The following is a 17,656-nucleotide window of genomic DNA, read 5'->3' as shown; positions in this document are numbered from 1 at the left end:
GCCCGGGACCCCGCCCGGGACCCCGCCCGGGACCCGGCCAGGGACCGGCCCCCGGTCCAGGCGCAGGGCCCCGACCGGGACAGCACCCCGCTGTCCGTCACCCTCCGGCTCCCCACGCCCCGCCCGATCCGTACGACCGAACTGCCGCTGCCCGCGCGGACACTGCCGGACGGCGCCACCGTCTGGCACATCCCCGCCCGGCCCGCGCCACGGAGCGACACGTACACGTACGTGAGCGGCAATGGGAAAGCGAACGCGGACGGGAACGGGAACGGCAACAGGTCCGGGAACGGACACGCGTCCGGCCACGTCCCCGGCCACGAGCACGAGCGCGGCCACAGCCCCGGCCACGGCCCCGGCCACGAGCAAGAGCGCGGTCCGCGCCGCCCCATGGCCTCCGTACCGGACGAAACGGCCTCGCTGGAGCAGGAGTTGCGCGCCGCCCTCGCCCATGTGGACGCCCTCACCGCGGAACACCGCCGCCTCAAACACGAACTCGCCGAGACCAACAGCGGTGTTCTGGCGCTCTACGTGCAGCTGGAAGAGCGCGACGAGCGGCTCCGTACGGCGCACGGTCAGATGCTCCGCGAGCTGGAGGACGCCCTGCGTCCCGTGCCCATCGCCGTCGACGGCCTGGAACTCGCCGTCCACTACGCCCCGGCGGGCACCGACGCGCCCACCGGGGGCGACCACTACGACTGGTTCACCCTGCCCGACGGCACCGTCCACATCACCGTGGTCGACGCGCTGGGCCACGGCGTACGCAGCACGCGCAGCGCGCTGAACGTCACCCACGCGGTACGGACCCTGGCCCTCGAAGGCCACCCGCTGCAGTCCATCGTGGCGCGCGCCCACGAGATCCTCGCCCCCTTCGACCCGGATCTCATGGCCACCGTCCTGCTGGCCCGGCTCGACCCGGCCACCGGGGAACTGCTGCTGGCCAACGGCAGCCATCCGCCCGCCCTGGTGGTACGGGCCGACGGGACCGCCGCGTACCTGGAGGTCCGGGGCCGCGGCGTCGGCTATCCGCTGCCGGGCAGCGAACGGCTGCTGCACGCCCGGCTCGACGAGGGCGATCTGCTCGTCCTGTACACCGACGGTCTGGTCGAGAGCCGCCGGGATCCGCAGGAGGGCGAACAGCGCCTGGTCCGCAGCGCGCGCCGACACCGGAACCGCGCCGTCCACGAGATCCCCGGCGCCCTGGCGGCGGACATGCTCACCGTCGTGCTGCACGCCGACGACACCCTGGCACTGGCGGTGCGCCGCACGCCACTCCCCTGAGGGAAGCAGGAGAAACAACGCGAAAGCGACAGCGGAACAACAAGAGCGACCGGAATCAATCAGAACCGAAGCGCACCGGGTACGGCGTCCGTGCCCCGCCTAAGATCGCGCGAAGACGGCCGATCGTGCCGCGAGTGCATCTCGGAGAGCAGATGGAACCCACCATCGTCGGGGCGCGCCTCGCGTCGAGTGTCGTCAGCCCACTGATCAAGAAGCTGTTCCTGTCCGACGGTCCCGGGGCCGACCTGGTCGACAAGCCGGTCCGGGTCTCGCAGCTCATCTCCTTCCGCGGTGAGAGGCGCACGCTCTCCGACAAGGACCTGCACAAGATCTCGGAAGAACTGGTCCGGCGCGCCGCCCACTCGACCGGCGTCGAAGAGTTACTGCCGAACTTCGAGAAGCGCGCTGTGGCCAATGCCGTCGCCGACTCCTTACGGGCGATGGGGACGCTCAACATGGACGACGTGCAGGCCGTGAATCTGGGCCATCTGGACCTCGCCCGTCATCTGAGGTCGCTGAGCAGAACGGCCACGCTCGGCCTGTCGAGCGACGCCGTCACCCTGCACGCGAGCGTGATGGACACCGCCTGTCTGCACATCCTGAACTTCTTCACCCAGCGTTCCAGTTTCGTGCCCCGGACTCTGCTCGAACAGAGCCGTAGCATCGCCGAACTGACGCTGAAGATCGACTCTCTCATCGCACGCGCCCCCTCGCCGGCGGACAGCCCCTTCGAGGACCGGTACGCCGAATACATCGCGGCGAAGCACGGCAAGCTGAGCATCTTCGGCCTTGATCTGTCCGGATCCCCGGACACCTGGCGCCTCGACGCCGCCTATCTCAGCCTGGACGCGGCCGGCGACGCCACGAGCGCCGTTCCCGCGCTGCTCTCCGCCGACCATGTGCTGGCGGGCCGCAACCGGGTGCTTCTGCGTGGGGTGGCCGGCTCCGGGAAGACCACGCTCGTGCAGTGGCTGGCGGTCTCCACCGCGCAGAAGACCCTCGACGAACATCTGCTGTACCTCTACGGACTCGTGCCGTTCGTCCTGCCCCTGCGGACCCTCACCCGAGGCGGCGCCGCGCTTCCCTCGCCCGACAAGTTCCTCTCCGCGGTGGACTGTCCGATCGCCTCGCTGCAGCCGCTGGGATGGTTCGACAGGGTGCTGCGATCGGGACGCGGGCTCATTCTGATCGACGGGATCGACGAGATCCCGGAGAAGGACCGCAGCGACGCCCGACGCTGGCTTCAAGAACTCATCAGCGCCTACCCGAGCAACCGGTGGCTGGTCACCTCCAGGCCGTCGGCCGTACGCGAACACTGGTTGAGCAGCGACGGCTTCGCGGAGCTGGACCTCGCTCCGATGAGCCGCGACAACGTCGCCGAGTTCGTCAAACGCTGGCACAAAGCGGCCGGCATCAGCGATCAGTACGCCGATGAACTGCTCCGCGCCGTACGGGCCAAGAAGGATCTTGGGCGGCTGGCCACGAACCCCCTGATGTGCGGACTGATCTGCGCGCTCCATCAGGACCGGCGCGGCTATCTGCCCGAGGGCCGCAAGGAGATCTACGACGCCGCCCTCTCGATGCTGCTCTTCCGGCGCGACCGCGAGCGGGGCGTCTACAAGCCCGGTTCGATTCACATCAGCGAGGCGCACCACATCCAGTTGATTCAGAAACTGGCGTACTGGATGATCCGCAACGGCCGCTCCGAGATGTACCGCAGGGACGCGGTCAAACTTCTCGGGCAGACGCTGCCGACCATGCCCAAGGTCGCCGAACAGGGCAGCGCTGAGGAGATCTACCGGCATCTGCTCATCCGCAGCGGTCTGCTGCGCGAACCGAGCACGAACTCGATGGACTTCATCCACCGGACCTTCCAGGACTATCTCGGGGCGAAGGCGGCGGTGGAGGAGCTCGACTTCGACTTCCTCATCGCGAACGCGCATCTGGATCAGTGGGAGGACGTCATCAGAATGGCCGTCGCACACGCGCGCCCGACCGAGCGCATCCGTCTGCTCACCGGCCTCATCAGACGGGACGATGTCTCCCCTCACAACAGGAATCGTCTCCATCTGCTGGCGGCTGCCTGTCTGGAGCACGCGACCGAGCTGGACCCGGAAGTACGGGCCGAGGTGCAGCAGCGGGCCGCCGCTCTCATCCCGCCGCGCTCCGTGGACCAGGCCCGCGCGCTGATCGAGGTCGGCCCGGTGGTTCTGGACCTGCTCCCGGGGCCCCGGGAGCTGCCGCCCGGCGAAGCGGTCCCGCTCACCGAAGAGGAGCAGGCCCAGCGACGGACGGCGCAGGAGCTGCTGGCCGACGAGGCGTACTTCACCGTGCTCTCCGCCACGCGTATCGCGACCGACGCGGCAATCACCGTGCTCACCCCGTACCGGAACCACCCTGACCTGCGGGTACGCACCGAGTTGGCACGGGCCTGGAGCCGGTTCGACGCCGAGACCTTCGGCGAGGAGGTCGTCGCGCACCTCAACGAGGAGAACCTCTACTTCCCGGTGTCCAACCTCCGGGAGCTGGAAGTCCTGAGCGGCTTCGGTGGTCGCTCACGCATCAAGGTGTCGGGCGAGTTCACGACGGCCGACTTCGTCAACTCGTGCCGGAGCCAGCGCCTCACCCATCTGTGGCTGGAGACGGACATGGGCAGCAGCTGGGGATGGCTGCACCACTTCCCCAATCTGCGATCGCTCACCATCGAGACCCTGGCCCCGCGCGTCGATCTCCGTTCCCTGGCTCAGGTCATCTCCCTGCGCACCATCCGCGTTCCGGAGGGAGTGACCATCACAGGCGCGGAGCTGCTGCCGCCCTCCATGAAAGTGCTTCAGGAGTTCCTGAACACCGTCTGACAGCCAGGCGCACGCGCCGCCTCCGGCGGTGCCTGGAGCAGGCCGGCGAGGAGGTGGGCGAAGAGTTCGGGGGACGCGGCGTCCGGGTCGATCAGGTGCTCCAGGCCGAAGCCGTCGAACAGCGCGATGATGCCGATGGCCAGTTGCCCGGACGGCAGGGCGAACGCGGCGCCCCTGGCGGCGGCGTGTTCGTCGAGGAGTTCCACCAGCGCGTCCCGGATCTTCCGGCGGTGCGTGACGAAGTGGTCGCGGACGGCCGGGTCGCGGACAGCCGGGTCGCGGACAGCCGGGTCGCTGACGGCCGGGTCGCTGACAGCCCGGAGCCAGAACTCCACCATCAGCAGGTGCGGCTCCGGGGGACGGCCGGCTCCGGCGTTGACATGCGACGGCTCCCGTTGGATCCTCTCGCGTACTCAATACGCGGATGTATCGAGTTTACGCGCCGCCGGAGCACCGGTCGCGATGCGCGTGCCGCCCTCGCCGGTCCCTCACCGGTCCTCGCCGCCTCCCCATGGCCGTATCGGCCAGACGGTCCGAGCTGAGGAAGATCCGGGAAACCCTGGTCCGTGAACACTTCCGGTCCGAGGCCGACCAGGAATGCGACGTCACGCTGAACACCTTCGACCACCCCCGCTACGAGATCATGCCCACCGGCCAGGTCATCGACGGCCCGGACGAGGTGACGGGGTATTACACCGTCACCCGCGAGGCGTTCCCCGACCAGCGGCACGACGAGGGGGAGCGGATCGTCTGTGAGCGCGTCTACTTCGACACCGCCACCATCGCCCTCCAGCTCGGCATCGCTCCGCCGCTGACGGAGGCCGGGACCGGCCCGGCGTCACGTCACTCTTCCGGCTGACCTCTGGCCATCGGCGTTCATACGGTTAGACTCTCGCGACCGCACAGGGGAGCGCACGGGAAGGCCGCGGCAGATGGGGCAAGCAAAGAAGGTCGTGCTGTACGGGCTCGCCGTGTTCGTGCTGTACACGATCATCACGTCTCCCGAGCGGGCCGCCGAACTCGTCCAGGTAGGGTTCGAGGGCATTTCGAGCGCCGCTCAGGGCGTCGGCGATTTCATGTCGTCGCTCGTCAATTAGCGCGGCCGGTGGCCGGCGGTACGCCTGAGGTCCGTCGCGCCCACCGGGCCCGGCCCCCAAGGAGTACCCGTTGATCCGCCACTTGGTCCTCTTCAAGCTCAACGAAGGCGTCACGCGCGAGGAAGCCCGGGTGACCGCAGGGGTCAGGGCCTTCGAGGAGCTGGGCGGGCAGATCCCGGAGGTGGAGTTCTGGGAATGCGCCTGGAATATCAGCGACCGCCCCATCGCCTACGACTTCGCCATCAACGTGGCGGTCGCCGACCCCGCGGCGCTCCAGCGCTACCTCGACCACCCGGCCCATCAGGCCGGCGCCGCACAGTGGCGCGAATTCGCCACCTGGGTGATCGCCGACTACGAGTTCTGATCCACCGCCCTCCCCACCCCGCACCCACCCGGTGCGGGGTTTTTGGGTTTATTACCCCATTTTGCCGTCAACACGGTTCTTTCGGGTGCTTGCACACAGTGGACATGTCTTGTGATGCTATGACCGCTTTTGACGGATGAGTTGACGTAGTCGACCGCAAAGGGGTGGGCGTAATCGTGCCGGCCAGTACGACACCTCAAGTGCTGCCCCAGGCGGAGCCCGCGGCCCCGACCCTCGTCGAGACCGACGCGCGCCCGGCGGGACAGAGCCGCGGCGCCGACACCCGGGCGCTGACCCAGGTCCTGTTCGCCGAGTTGAAGGGGCTGGAGCCGGGGTGCGCCGCGCACGCCCGGGTCCGGGGCGCGCTCATCGAGGCCAATCTGCCCCTGGTGCGCTACGCCGCCGCCCGGTTCCGCAGCCGCAACGAGCCGATGGAGGACGTCGTCCAGGTCGGCACCATCGGTCTGATCAACGCCATCGACCGATTCGATCCCGACCGGGGCGTCCAGTTCCCCACATTCGCGATGCCGACCGTGGTCGGGGAGATCAAACGTTACTTTCGAGACAACGTACGGACCGTTCATGTGCCGCGCCGGCTGCACGAGCTGTGGGTGCAGGTGACCGGGGCGACCGAGGATCTGACGACCGCTCACGGCCGCTCCCCGACCACCGCCGAGATCGCCGAGCGGCTGCGGATCTCCGAGGAGGAGGTACTGGCCTGCATCGAGGCCGGGCGCTCCTACCACGCCACCTCGCTGGAGGCCGCACAGGAGGGTGACGGGCTGCCGGGGCTGCTGGACCGGCTCGGCTACGAGGACCCCGCGCTGGCCGGTGTGGAGCACCGCGACCTGGTTCGCCATCTGCTGGTGCAACTGCCCGAGCGCGAGCAGCGGATCCTGATGCTGCGCTACTACAACAACCTGACGCAGTCGCAGATCAGTCAGGAACTGGGCGTTTCACAGATGCACGTGTCAAGACTTCTGGCGCGCAGTTTCGCGCGGTTGCGATCCGCAAATCGGATCGAGGCGTAATCCTCACAGGTAAAAACCCGTCAGCTCAGCCCACCGCACGAACAGCCACAAACCCCCGCACAACCGGGCTTAACGCGGCCCCACTTGTCGACAAGTCACTACAGCGTGTTGCCGACATGTGACATTCTGCAGGAACCGCGTTTGCCGCAGTCCCGCCGCCGGTATTCAGGTGGAGGCTGCGTTCCTCCGACGGGAGCGCCGCCGCGACCGTCCGCGACCTCAAGGGGGTGGCATGTCCGTAGAACAGGGCAGCTCGAAGGTGCTCACGCTCACAAAGAGCGCGCCAGCGCCCCATGCGCTCGACCATGTGGCCGACCCGGTGCAGCCACGTGCGTCCCAGCCGGAAGCCATCGACACCCGCACTCTGTCCCGCTCCCTGTTCCTGCGCCTCGCCGTGCTCGAACAGGACAGCCCGGAGCGCGCCTACGTACGTGACACCCTCATCGAGCTGAACCTGCCGCTCGTGCGTTACGCGGCGGCCCGGTTCCGCAGCCGCAACGAGCCGATGGAGGACATCGTCCAGGTCGGCACCATCGGCCTGATCAAGGCGATCGACCGGTTCGACTGCGAACGCGGCGTGGAGTTCCCCACGTTCGCGATGCCCACGGTGGTCGGGGAGATCAAGCGCTTCTTCCGCGACACCTCATGGTCGGTCCGGGTGCCGCGCCGACTCCAGGAGCTGCGTCTCGCGCTGACCAAGGCCAGCGACGAGCTGGCGCAGAAGCTCGACCGCTCGCCGACCGTTCCCGAACTCGCCGCCGTCCTGGGCGTGTCCGAGGAGGACGTCGTCGACGGCCTCGCGGTCGGCAACGCGTACACGGCCTCCTCGCTCGACTCGCCCTCCCCCGAGGACGACGGCGGCGAGGGCTCGCTCGCGGACCGGCTGGGCTACGAGGACATGGCGCTGGAGGGCGTCGAGTACCGCGAGTCCCTCAAGCCGCTGCTGGCCAAACTGCCGCCCCGTGAGCGGCAGATCATCATGCTCCGGTTCTTCGCGAACATGACCCAGTCGCAGATCGGCGAGGAAGTCGGCATCTCACAGATGCACGTCTCGCGGCTGCTGACCCGTACGCTCGCGCAGCTGCGGGAAGGGCTGATCTCGGACTGAGGCACGCGAACCCCGCCCATCGCCCGCGCGGCGCGGCGAACTCCCGGGCGGGGTTCGGACATGACGTTTCGTACATGACGTTTCGTACATGACGCTTCGGACATGACGCTTCGGAGACGACACATCGGACGACAGGTCAGAGATGACCAGCCGGGGACGACGAGTCGGGGACGACGAGTCGGGGACGACGAGTCGGGGACGACGAGTCGGTCATGAGGATCCGGACACGCCGATCCGTCGGCCGACGCGGGACGCGGGCCGACAGACACGGGCCGACAGACGTGAGCCGACAGACCCGGGCCGGCGAACTGCCCGCCGTACCGGCCGGCCGCTGACCGAGCGTCAGAAGGCCAGCCAGGCCACCACGGCCAGAACGGCGACGGCCACGATCACGCCGACGATCACCCCGGTCTTCGGGCCGCTCTGCTGCTGAGGCGCCTGACGGCGCTCCGGCTCGCCGTCGTCGACAAACGCGCGGAACATCTGGGTGCTGCCCGCGGGGTCGGGATTTCCCTCGGGTCCCTGCGGGGCATGGGGGTTGTGTGCCATGGGCCAGGACCCTAGCGAACCCGGACCGCCGTACCCAACCCCGGGCCCCACCATGAGCCCCCTCGCGCCCCCTTCGCACCCCTCTCCGGGTCCGCGCGCGCTCCACGCAGGCCATTGACCTCGACCATGCGAAGGTTTTTGCGTTCCTTTACTCCAGTAGGCCCGATTTAGTTTGCCTGCGGCAACCAACTTCTTCTATGGTTCCATGGTTGCCCTAAGCAACAAAAGGCTGGGGCCGCAACGAAAGACCGGGGCTGGGGAGAAGACGTGTCCGCATCGCAGAGCCAGTACGCGGAACTTTCCCGACAGCTCAGTGCGGTGGGAGCCGTCAAACGCGGCCTCTCCCGCATCCTGCCCGCCGACTGCCCGGGGGGATCGGCCGCCGTACTGACCCTCCTGGAGCGGCACGGCGAGATGCGGATGAGCCGCCTCGCGGAACTCCTCTCCGTGGACATGTCGGTCACCAGCCGGCATGTCGCGCACACGGCGGAACGGGGCTGGATCGAGCGCATGCCCGACCCGGCCGACAAGCGCTCGCGCATCCTGCGGCTGACCCCCGCGGGCCGGGAACTGCTCGACGAGCTGGCCCGGCGGACGACCGACATGTTCGCGCGCACGCTCGACGACTGGACCGACGACGAGGTCGGACAGCTCAACACCCTGCTGGCCCGGCTGCGCAGCAGCTTCGGCGACTGCCGGGACTGGCATTACCAGGATGCGCACACCCGTGCACCCATGCGGCAAGAGACGTGACACAAAGGAATTCAATGGCTACGACCACACCAACGGGTGTGCGGGGCGGCCACGCCAAGCACGGCGGCGACCCCGCCTCCGCGACCGGCGCGCCGATGACGCACCGTCAGATCATGGAGGCCCTGTCCGGGCTCCTCCTGGGCATGTTCGTCGCGATCCTCTCCTCGACGATCGTCTCCAACGCCCTCCCCCACATCATCTCGGACCTCGGCGGCGGACAGAGCGCGTACACGTGGGTGGTCACCGCCGCGCTGCTGTCGATGACGGCGACCACCCCGCTGTGGGGCAAGCTCTCCGACCTCTTCAGCAAGAAGCTCCTGGTCCAGATAGCCCTGGTCATCTATGTCCTCGGCTCCGTCGTGGCCGGTCTCTCCCAGAACTCCGGGATGCTGATCGCCTGCCGCGTCGTCCAGGGCATCGGCGTCGGCGGGCTCTCCGCCCTCGCCCAGATCGTGATGGCCGCGATGATCGCCCCGCGCGAGCGCGGCCGGTACAGCGGCTATCTCGGCGCGACCTTCGCCGTCGCCACCGTCGGCGGCCCGCTGCTCGGCGGGGTCATCACCGACACCTCGTGGCTCGGCTGGCGCTGGTGCTTCTACGTCGGCGTGCCGTTCGCGATCATCGCGCTGATCGTCCTCCAGAAGACCCTGAAACTGCCGGTCGTCAAGCGCGAGGTCAAGGTCGACTGGGGCGGCGCCTTCTTCATCAGCGCCGCCGTCTCGCTGCTGCTGCTGTGGGTCACCTTCGCGGGCGACAAGTACGACTGGGTCTCCTGGCAGTCGGGCGCCATGGTCGGCGGCTCGATCGTCCTCGGCGCGCTCTTCGTCCTCACCGAGAGCAGGGCCAGCGAGCCGATCATCCCGCTGCGCCTGTTCCGCAACCGTACGATCACGCTCGCCTCGCTCGCCTCACTCTTCGTCGGCATCGCGATGTTCGCGGGCACGGTCTTCTTCAGCCAGTACTTCCAGCTGGCGCGCGGCAAGTCGCCGACGATGTCCGGCGTCATGACCATTCCCATGATCGCCGGTCTGTTCCTCTCGTCCACCGTCTCCGGTCTGATCATCACCAAGACGGGACGGTGGAAGATCTGGCTGGTCAGCGGGGGCGCGCTGCTGACGGCGGGGCTCGGACTGCTCGGCTCCATCCGGTACGACACGCCCTACTGGCACGTCGGCGTCTTCATGGCGCTGCTGGGCCTCGGCGTGGGCATGATGATGCAGAACCTGGTGCTGGCCACCCAGAACCAGGTCGCCCCGGCGGATCTCGGCTCCGCCAGCTCCGTCGTCACCTTCTTCCGCTCCCTGGGCGGTGCGGTGGGCGTCTCGGCGCTGGGCGCGGTGCTGGGCAAGCGGGTCACGCACTACGTCGAGCAGGCCCTTCCCGACCACGCGGGCACCGGCGGCGGAGGCATCCCCGACCTGGCGTCGCTGCCCGCCCCGATGCGGCAGATCGTGGAGGGGGCGTACGGGCACGGTGTCGGCGACGTCTTCCTCTACTCGGCCCCGGCCGCGTTCATCGCCTTCCTGCTGACGCTGTTCATCAAGGAGGTGGCACTGCGGTCGCGGTCGGCCGGCGAGGCGCAGGAGACCACGGAGACACCGGCGGAGAGCGCCGTGGAGAGCGCCGTGGAAGGCGTCGCGGCAGCGGCGGCGGTACCCGCTCCCGCGCTGGCCTCGCAGGCCGCGCAGGCGGCGATACCCGCCCAGGCGCTCGCGCCGGTCGGACCGGGTGCGGTCGGTTCGGATGCCGTCGGCTCAGGTGCCGTCGGCTCAGGTGCGTACGACTCCGACCGGTACGCCGGAGCCGCCCTCACCGGAATCGGCCAGCACGCGGGGGCCCGGCCAGGGGGGACACAGACCGGGGGGACCCCGACCGGAACGGTGGAACTCATGACCGCGACCACGTCCGACCCGGCAGCCGCGACCGGCACCCCCGGCACCCCCGTCCACGGCGCGGTGCTCGGCGTCGAGGGCGCCCCGGTGCCCCGCGCGGCCGTCACCCTGATCTCGCTGGCGGGCCGCCAGCTGGCCCGCGCGGTCGCCCGGCCCGACGGCGGTTACGCGCTCGACGCCCCCGGCGCCGGTTCGTACGTCCTGATCGCCTCGGCCGACGGCTTCCAGCCGCAGGCGTCCACGGTGGTCGTCGGCGACGAGGCGCTCCCGTACGACATCCGGCTCGCCGGTACGAGCGGGCTCGCCGGGGCCGTGCGCGCGGCCGAGGGCGGGCTGCCCGTCGAGGGCGCGATGGTGATCGTCACCGATGTCAGGGGCGATGTCCTGGCCACCGGAAAGTCCTCCGCGCAGGGCGAGTTCACCTTCGGCGAGCTGGTCCCTGGCGCGGTGACCGTCGCGGTGAACGCCATCGGCTTCCGGCCGCTGGCGCTGCCGGTGGACATCGGCGGCCAGGGCGCCACCCGGATCGAGATCCCCCTCAGGGCGGGTGCGCTGCTCCAGGGCACGGTCAGGGCGGGCGCCGACCGGCGCCCCGCGCCCGACGCCCGGGTGACGCTGGTCGACGCGGCGGGCAATGTCGTCGCCACCGCCACGACCGGGGAGGACGGGGCGTACGCCTTCACCGACCTGGACTCTGGCGAGTACACGGTCATCGCGACCGGATACCCTCCGGTGGCCGGTGCGCTGACGGTCGCGGGCCGCGGAGTCGACGGCCACGACATCGAACTCGCCCACCCCGGCGAGTAGTTCCGTCCGTGCGGGAACGGGCCCCGGTCACCGGGACGAGCGGGCAGCCTCACGGCGCCGCCGTCCCCCGGCCGGGGCCCGGACTCCTGGTGGGGCCGGATTCTTGGGTGAGATCGAGGAGATGAGTGGGATGGGACTTCGCGGACAGGTACGGACCCGGGACGGCTGGGCGGTTCAGCACGCGATCGTGACCATGACCGACATGACGGGCAGTCAGGTGCTGCGTACGGGCACCGACGAGAAGGGCGCCGTCCAGGACGACTCACCGCTCGTGCCGGGCCCGTACACGGTCGTGGTGACGGCGGTCGGATACGCGCCCGTGGCCTCCACCGCGCTGGTCACCAGAACCGGCCGGGCCGACCTGGGCAAGGTGACCCTGGCCAGACAGGGCGGCGTGGAGCTGCCGCCACCGGGGGTGTGGAGCATCGACCCCGCGCACTCGACGGTGGGCGCGGTCGCCCAGCACCTGGGCATCTCCAGCGTGCGCGGGCGGTTCACCGAGTTCAGCGGCCGGATCGAGATCGGCGAGGCGGGGGCGGACAGCGCGCAGGGCCGGGTCGACGCCGTCATCAACGCGGCGACCATCGACACCGGCAACGGGCTGCGCGACAAGCACCTCAGGTCGGCGGACTTCCTGGACGTGGAGCGCTTCCCGGAGATCAGGTACAGCAGCACGGGCCTGACCCCGGCAGGCCCTGACCGCTGGAAGGTGCACGGCAGGCTGTCGCTGCACGGCGTCGTGCGGGACATCGACCTCGACCTGAGCTACCTGGGTACCGGCCCCGACCCGTGGGGCGGCGTACGCGCGGCCTTCCACGCGACGGCCGAGCTGCCGCGCGAGGACTTCGCCATCAACTACAACCAGGTCGTACAGGCGGGCATCGCCGCCATCGGGACGACGCTGCGGGTCGAGCTGGACATCCAGGCGGTCCAGGGGGAGACCGTGCCGGGCGCGTAAGCGTCGTTGACCGACGACAACGCCGGAGGCGGAGTCGCAGGGCGTCGGGAGCCCGCTCCCTATCGCGCACCAGGTCGTAAGGCGCCCGGGGCACGAGAACGGCCGGTGGATCGCCCGCACACGGTGACCCACCGGCCGGCCCCGACGTCATAGGCTGCGGCCCATGGCACCGAACATCGCGACAAACACGACCGTGGACCTCGCCGGGCTGCTGGAGTTCGTACGCCCCAGGCACCGCGCCATCCTGCTCACCACCCGCGCCGACGGCCGCCCCCAGGGCTCCCCGCTCTCCTGCGGGGTGGACGACTCGGGCCGGATCGTCGTCTCCACGTACCCCGAGCGCGCCAAGACGCGCAACGCGAAGCGGGACGAGCGGGTGAGCGTGATCGTCCTGTCGGACGACTGGAACGGCCCGTGGGTGCAGGTCGACGGCACGGCCGAGGTGATCGACTCCCCCGAGTCGGTCGAACCGCTGGTGGAGTACTACCGGAACATCGCGGGCGAGCACCCGGACTGGGACGAGTACCGCGCGGCGATGGTGAAGCAGGGCAAGTCGATCATCCGCGTCACCCCGGAGCGCTGGAGCCCGCTGGCCACGGGCGGCTTCCCGGCGCACCTGGCGCCGTAGACCGTGTGAACGGCCAGGTCAGAGCCTCATGGGTCAGGCGGGGCGCGGTCCTGGTACTCAGCCGAGTACCAGGACCGCGCCCCGTTCGCGGGTTGCTCGGGCCGTGCGCTCACCGCTCCGTCTGGACGATGCCCCGGTGGTCCGCCCATTCCCGGGCGGCTTCCGCCATGGCCTCAAGCCACCGCTCGTCGGGATGTCGGTCGGCGATAGCACGGAGCATGCGCAGATAGGCCGCGGCGAACACGTCGATCGCCTTCGGATCGGCGTTCGCCCATGCCGTGCATCCGGCGGCCCAGGACTCGGCGGACTCGGGGCTGTGGCCGGCGGAGATCAATTGCACGACGAAAGAGGCCGGGTCGATGAAAGCGGGCCCGCGCGTGGGCCATCCCCAATCGATGATCCACGAGCCCGCACCACCTACGGTCAAGTTGTCCGGGTTGATGTCGGTGTGCAGGAGAGCATCACCACGGAGGAACGCCAACTCCTCTTCGCTGCCCACGTAGGCGTCCCACCGGTCTTCCGTCCAGTCCCGCGCGACGTCGGGCAGTTCCAGAGCCGCCGCCCGGTTGAGGAGATCCACGGCGAGAGCGAGATCCGGCGAGCCCGGCTCGAAGTCAAGGCCGCGCTCCTCGATGGCCTCGAATCCGAGGATGATCCACCCGGCGTCGTCCCCGTCAACGCTCCACAGCAGTCGCGGCGAGAGGGGCTGTACGAAGGGGTTGATCGCCCGTTCCCGGAGGATGGATTCCTTCCGTCCCCCGGGATGGTTGAACATGGCTTTGACGAAGAACCGGCCCTTCTCGCTGTCGATGACCGCAGCGAAGTCCGACCTGTACCCGTGGTCCGGGATCTCCACCGTGGTGACTTCGCCGGTGTGCGGGTGGACCAGTGCTCGGAAGTGGGCGTCAGGCAGATCAGCCACGCCGGTTCCCCTCAGTTGCGTCAGTTCTTCGGTCGGCACGTGCTGGGCGGCGTACCCGGAAAGCACGCCGCGTTCGGCTCGCACCGCGGATCACACGGGTTCTTCGGGACGCAGTCCGGGTCACACGGCCGTTTCTGGCCACCGCCCTTGTCCTTGCCCCACCCCCAGACCTCTCGGAGGGAGTCCACGGCCTCAGACAGGGCGGGACCGCTCAGAATAGAGGACAAGGAAGCGTCGTGGACGTTGCCGACGCCCATCCAGGTGGAGAAGACGCACGGCGCGACGGTACCGCTCGGGTCGATCGCGGCCCTGCCGTCGCCGCACCCGCCACAGAGATTTGACGCATCCGGTTTCTGACCACCGCACGCCCGTCCGAACTCCCGGATGCGGTCGATTCCGATCCGGCTGACGCCGATCGACGCGAGGTCGGCCCTCGTCGCGGCGATGATCTGTTCGTTGTCTCCGACGATGCCGACTCGGATCGGGACCCCGAGCCCGATCGCTTTGACGATGTTGGCCCGAGTCCTGGCGTGGCTCGAACGACGCGTGACCTCGTTGTGCTCCGATGCCTTGTCCGAGTAGTACGACGTGGCCAGGGAAACTCCCGCGCGCTGGAAAAGGCCCCAGCACCGCACCGGCACGTGGACGAGATTGCTGTACACCTCCACGCGCAGGCCGACGGTCAGCGCGTGGTCAACCAACTCCGCGAAGTCGGGGTGCATGGTCGGCTCTCCGCCAATGAACTGCACGTCCGTGACACCGACGGTCGCGGCCTGGTCCAGGACGCCGATCCAGTCCTCGCGGGACATGGTGCCGTGGGCGCCCTTCGGCCCAGACTTGTTGTAGCAGTGCGCGCATTCGAGCTGACACTTCCGTGTCAGGTCGCACCACAAGAACCCCGTGGTGGTCTGTTCGACGGGTAACGCAGCAGTCGCCATGCTCTTTCCCTTTCACTCGCCTTGTGGATCTCCGGTACGGCGTTCTCGGTGATGGTGCGAGTTCTCCTCACTCATCCCCTACCAGTGCGCGAATTCCTGGACACAAGAAGTCAACTGTCCATGTCCCCCCACACAGACCCACTCCTCTCCGTAGCAAAAGCACTACCAGGGGTGGTTATGCTGACCTGGAATCGGGAAGACCTCAACGTTCCAACAAAGGAGAGAACATTGGTAAACCGTAAGGAGCTGAACCCCGACGCGAGTCCGGAAGCGGCGTACGGGGCACGACTGCGCAGCGCACGCGAGGTGCGCGGGTGGAAACAGGACGACCTGGGCGTGCGGATGGGATATTCAGGACGGCACATTTCGGGGGTCGAAACGTGCCACAAACCGCCAACCCGCAAGTTTTCGATCGCCGCTGACGTCGCCTTCGGATTCGAGGGGACAGCGGACACCTTCGAGCGCGAATGGCAGCAGATCGAGCACGGAGTGCTGTTGCAGGGGTTCCCGGAGTATGTGGGGTACGAGGGGCGGGCGGTGGAAATCCGGCTGTTCCAGGTGGGCCTCATCCCCGGCCTGTTGCAGACACCCGAGTACGCGCGGACGGTGGCCGACGGCGAGGTGCGGCGCGGGGCCATCACGCCCGAACAAGCCGAAGAGCGCGTCTCCTTCCTGGCTGGGAGGCAAGTCGCGCTGGAGCGACCTCGGCCGCCCATGGTGCTGGTGGTCATGGACGAGAGCTGCCTCCGTCAGACGGTCGGAGGTGCCGAGGTAATGGAAGCGCAGCTCCGACGGCTGGTCGAAGTCGCCGCTCTCCCCCACTGGGTACTCCAGGTGTCCCCCTTCGGGATAGGGGCGCGGAGGTCGTTCAACCTGCCGGTCAACCTCCTCACCATGGCCGACCGGTCCGTGCTCGCGTACGCCGAGGCGCAGACGCGGGGGCACTTGGAGCGCGAAGTCACTTCCGTCGTACCCATACTGACGGCCTACCATCAGCTACAGGCCGAAGCACTGTCGCAAGCGGCATCCGTGGCCATGATCGAGCAGCTCCGAAAGGGCCCCCCGTGACGACCGAATCTCCCCGCTGGATCACGTCCTCCCACAGCAGCAACGGCGGCGACTGCGTGGAGATCGCCGCCAACCTCGCCGCCTCGCGCGGCACCGTCCCCGTCCGGGACTCCAAAAACCCGAGTGGCCCGGTCCTGGGCTTCCCCGTCCACTCGTTCACTTCCTTCGTGGCGGGCATAAAGGCCGGCGAGTTCTGAGTTCGCACCGTCTGCCCCTGCCGTACAGCGCCTACCGGTTCACCGGGCCCCCATCACCCTCCCCGGAGCTTGGGTTCCAGGGGCCGGCTCGTCTTTCGGCGGGCAGGCCGGGCCGGTTGGGCCGCGTTCGTCAGCGCGGTGGCCGGGTGGGTCGGGGCTTGAGCTTCGGGGGTCGAGCTGTGCTTGTGAGGAGTGGTTGGTTCTTGTTCCCACCCACCCTCCCTACCCCGGTCGTTGACTATTCGTGTCCGGTTTGCCACACAGGGTGAGATCCGTCTACCGTGCCTCTGACCGAAAAGCGGTCCCCGCCTGGTGCAACAACACCTGACGGAGACCTCACCAGTCAGATCATCAAAGGGCTGATCCTTGTGGTTGCTCCGCAGTTTAGTGTTGCACCACCGCGCGTGCGGACTTCTTCCCATCCGATGGCCAGTGCCGGGTACGGCAAGCGTTCGGCCGTCGGCCAACCGGCCTCCTCCGTAGCCGACTTCGCCCTTCTGCCGGGACGCGAGGCGGCCATCGCCGGGTTCATCGACCGGCTGCCCGACGGGGCGGACATCTCGGTGAAAGCGCTGGCCAAGGTGATGGATTACGGACAGTGCGCCTTACGCACCGCCCTCAACTTCCTGGAACGGGCCGGACATCTCCTCCGGAAGCGCGAGTTCCTGGTGGGGGCGAGTGGCGGGCGATGGGTCACCCGTACGTGGTTCTCCCGCACCGCCCGAGGTGACGGCCCCTGGGACGAGGACGCCACCGCAGGTACTGCCGTCGACGCGGGCGGGTCGGGGACGGCCGGTACGGGTACGGCCGGTACGGGTACGGCCGGTACGGGTACGGCCGGTACGGGTACGGGTACGGCGCCCGCCCCGGCGCCCGGCACGTGGGCGGCGGACCGGCCGACGCGGTCGCGCGGGTACCTCCTGCTCGCCTCCCTCGGACGGCGGTGCCCCGCCCTGTCCCTGTCCGCCGCCGACTGCGCGGCGCTGGAACCGCTGGCCGCTGAGTGGTTCGTACGGGAAGCCCGCGAGGAGGACGTACTGCGCGCCCTCACCGACGGGCTGCCCACACCCGTACACCACCCGGCCGGACTCGTACGCTCCCGGCTCACCGCCAAACTGCCACCCGAGCCGACCGACCCGCAGCCACTCCCGAGCCCGGTGGCGCCCGCCATGGTGGAATGCGACACCTGCCGGGCACCAGGACGGCCG

The 17,656-nt window shown here is 69.0% G+C and carries 18 protein-coding genes; 14 read left to right on the top strand and 4 right to left on the bottom strand.

Annotation, left to right across the window (positions count from 1 at the left end; all coding sequences use genetic code 11):
• Window positions 1–90: 90 nt before the first annotated feature.
• A complete protein-coding gene (locus DVH02_RS28970) occupies window positions 91–1,281 on the top strand; it encodes a PP2C family protein-serine/threonine phosphatase (protein WP_233518519.1) in 1,191 nt (396 codons plus the stop codon).
• Window positions 1,282–1,433: 152 nt separating this feature from the next.
• Window positions 1,434–4,136: an NACHT domain-containing protein gene (locus tag DVH02_RS28965; protein WP_199566452.1), complete on the top strand. Its 2,703-nt coding sequence runs from the start codon at window positions 1,434–1,436 to the stop codon at window positions 4,134–4,136.
• Here the strand turns inward: DVH02_RS28965 and DVH02_RS28960 are convergent.
• Window positions 4,112–4,474: a TetR family transcriptional regulator C-terminal domain-containing protein gene (locus DVH02_RS28960; protein WP_114626817.1), complete on the bottom strand. Its 363-nt coding sequence runs from the start codon at window positions 4,472–4,474 to the stop codon at window positions 4,112–4,114. The two genes, DVH02_RS28965 and DVH02_RS28960, sit on opposite strands and share 25 nt — an antisense overlap.
• A gap of 173 nt (window positions 4,475–4,647) precedes the next feature.
• Between DVH02_RS28960 and DVH02_RS28955 the strand changes: the two genes are divergently transcribed.
• The 5 genes from DVH02_RS28955 to DVH02_RS28940 all read left to right on the top strand — a co-directional run bounded on the left by DVH02_RS28955 (window position 4,648) and on the right by DVH02_RS28940 (window position 7,736).
• Entirely contained in the window at window positions 4,648–4,995 is a 348-nt protein-coding gene (locus tag DVH02_RS28955) for a hypothetical protein (protein WP_114626816.1), read from the top strand.
• A gap of 73 nt (window positions 4,996–5,068) precedes the next feature.
• Complete coding sequence (locus tag DVH02_RS35735; protein WP_199566451.1) at window positions 5,069–5,233, top strand: hypothetical protein; 165 nt, start codon at window positions 5,069–5,071, stop codon at window positions 5,231–5,233.
• A 70-nt stretch (window positions 5,234–5,303) separates the two neighbouring features.
• Window positions 5,304–5,597: a Dabb family protein gene (locus DVH02_RS28950; RefSeq protein WP_114626815.1), complete on the top strand. Its 294-nt coding sequence runs from the start codon at window positions 5,304–5,306 to the stop codon at window positions 5,595–5,597.
• Between the two features lie 176 nt (window positions 5,598–5,773).
• Window positions 5,774–6,628, top strand: a complete 855-nt coding sequence (locus tag DVH02_RS28945; RefSeq protein ID WP_114626818.1) for an RNA polymerase sigma factor SigF — start codon at window positions 5,774–5,776, stop codon at window positions 6,626–6,628.
• 232 nt (window positions 6,629–6,860) lie between these two features.
• Window positions 6,861–7,736: an RNA polymerase sigma factor SigF gene (locus tag DVH02_RS28940; RefSeq protein ID WP_114626814.1), complete on the top strand. Its 876-nt coding sequence runs from the start codon at window positions 6,861–6,863 to the stop codon at window positions 7,734–7,736.
• 342 nt (window positions 7,737–8,078) lie between these two features.
• Here DVH02_RS28940 and DVH02_RS28935 read toward each other — a convergent pair whose 3' ends face one another.
• Window positions 8,079–8,285 carry a hypothetical protein gene (locus DVH02_RS28935; RefSeq protein WP_114626813.1) on the bottom strand — a complete coding sequence of 69 codons (207 nt, stop codon included), beginning with the start codon at window positions 8,283–8,285 and terminating at the stop codon, window positions 8,079–8,081.
• A gap of 267 nt (window positions 8,286–8,552) precedes the next feature.
• Here DVH02_RS28935 and DVH02_RS28930 point away from each other — a divergent pair, with 267 nt between their 5' ends.
• The 4 genes from DVH02_RS28930 (at window position 8,553) to DVH02_RS28915 (ending at window position 13,323) form a co-directional block, all read left to right on the top strand.
• On the top strand, window positions 8,553–9,038 hold the full coding sequence (locus DVH02_RS28930; protein ID WP_114626812.1) for a MarR family winged helix-turn-helix transcriptional regulator: 486 nt from the start codon (window positions 8,553–8,555) through the stop codon (window positions 9,036–9,038).
• Window positions 9,039–9,052: 14 nt separating this feature from the next.
• The gene (locus tag DVH02_RS28925) at window positions 9,053–11,737 is read left to right on the top strand and encodes an MFS transporter (protein ID WP_114626811.1); all 2,685 of its coding nucleotides are present in this window, start codon (window positions 9,053–9,055) and stop codon (window positions 11,735–11,737) included.
• 130 nt (window positions 11,738–11,867) lie between these two features.
• On the top strand, window positions 11,868–12,695 hold the full coding sequence (locus DVH02_RS28920) for a YceI family protein (RefSeq protein ID WP_114626810.1): 828 nt from the start codon (window positions 11,868–11,870) through the stop codon (window positions 12,693–12,695).
• 163 nt (window positions 12,696–12,858) lie between these two features.
• Window positions 12,859–13,323, top strand: a complete 465-nt coding sequence (locus tag DVH02_RS28915) for a PPOX class F420-dependent oxidoreductase (protein ID WP_114626809.1) — start codon at window positions 12,859–12,861, stop codon at window positions 13,321–13,323.
• Window positions 13,324–13,432: 109 nt separating this feature from the next.
• Here DVH02_RS28915 and DVH02_RS28910 read toward each other — a convergent pair whose 3' ends face one another.
• Window positions 13,433–14,284 carry a phosphotransferase gene (locus DVH02_RS28910; RefSeq protein ID WP_233518517.1) on the bottom strand — a complete coding sequence of 284 codons (852 nt, stop codon included), beginning with the start codon at window positions 14,282–14,284 and terminating at the stop codon, window positions 13,433–13,435.
• A complete protein-coding gene (locus DVH02_RS28905; RefSeq protein WP_114626807.1) occupies window positions 14,266–15,183 on the bottom strand; it encodes a radical SAM protein in 918 nt (305 codons plus the stop codon). Before DVH02_RS28905 ends, DVH02_RS28910 begins: the two co-directional genes overlap by 19 nt.
• A gap of 177 nt (window positions 15,184–15,360) precedes the next feature.
• Here DVH02_RS28905 and DVH02_RS28900 point away from each other — a divergent pair, with 177 nt between their 5' ends.
• The 3 genes from DVH02_RS28900 to DVH02_RS35730 all read left to right on the top strand — a co-directional run.
• Window positions 15,361–16,251, top strand: a complete 891-nt coding sequence (locus DVH02_RS28900; protein WP_114626806.1) for a helix-turn-helix domain-containing protein — start codon at window positions 15,361–15,363, stop codon at window positions 16,249–16,251.
• Window positions 16,248–16,448: a DUF397 domain-containing protein gene (locus DVH02_RS28895; RefSeq protein WP_114626805.1), complete on the top strand. Its 201-nt coding sequence runs from the start codon at window positions 16,248–16,250 to the stop codon at window positions 16,446–16,448. Before DVH02_RS28900 ends, DVH02_RS28895 begins: the two co-directional genes overlap by 4 nt.
• A 404-nt stretch (window positions 16,449–16,852) precedes the next feature.
• Window positions 16,853–17,656: hypothetical protein (locus tag DVH02_RS35730; protein ID WP_407697690.1), on the top strand; the 804-nt coding region annotated here is incomplete at its 3' end.

Origin of the sequence: Streptomyces corynorhini, assembly GCF_003346515.1 — a bacterium.
Classification (GTDB): Bacteria; Actinomycetota; Actinomycetes; order Streptomycetales; family Streptomycetaceae; genus Streptomyces; species Streptomyces corynorhini.
This window is presented reverse-complemented; position numbering and strand designations above follow the sequence as displayed.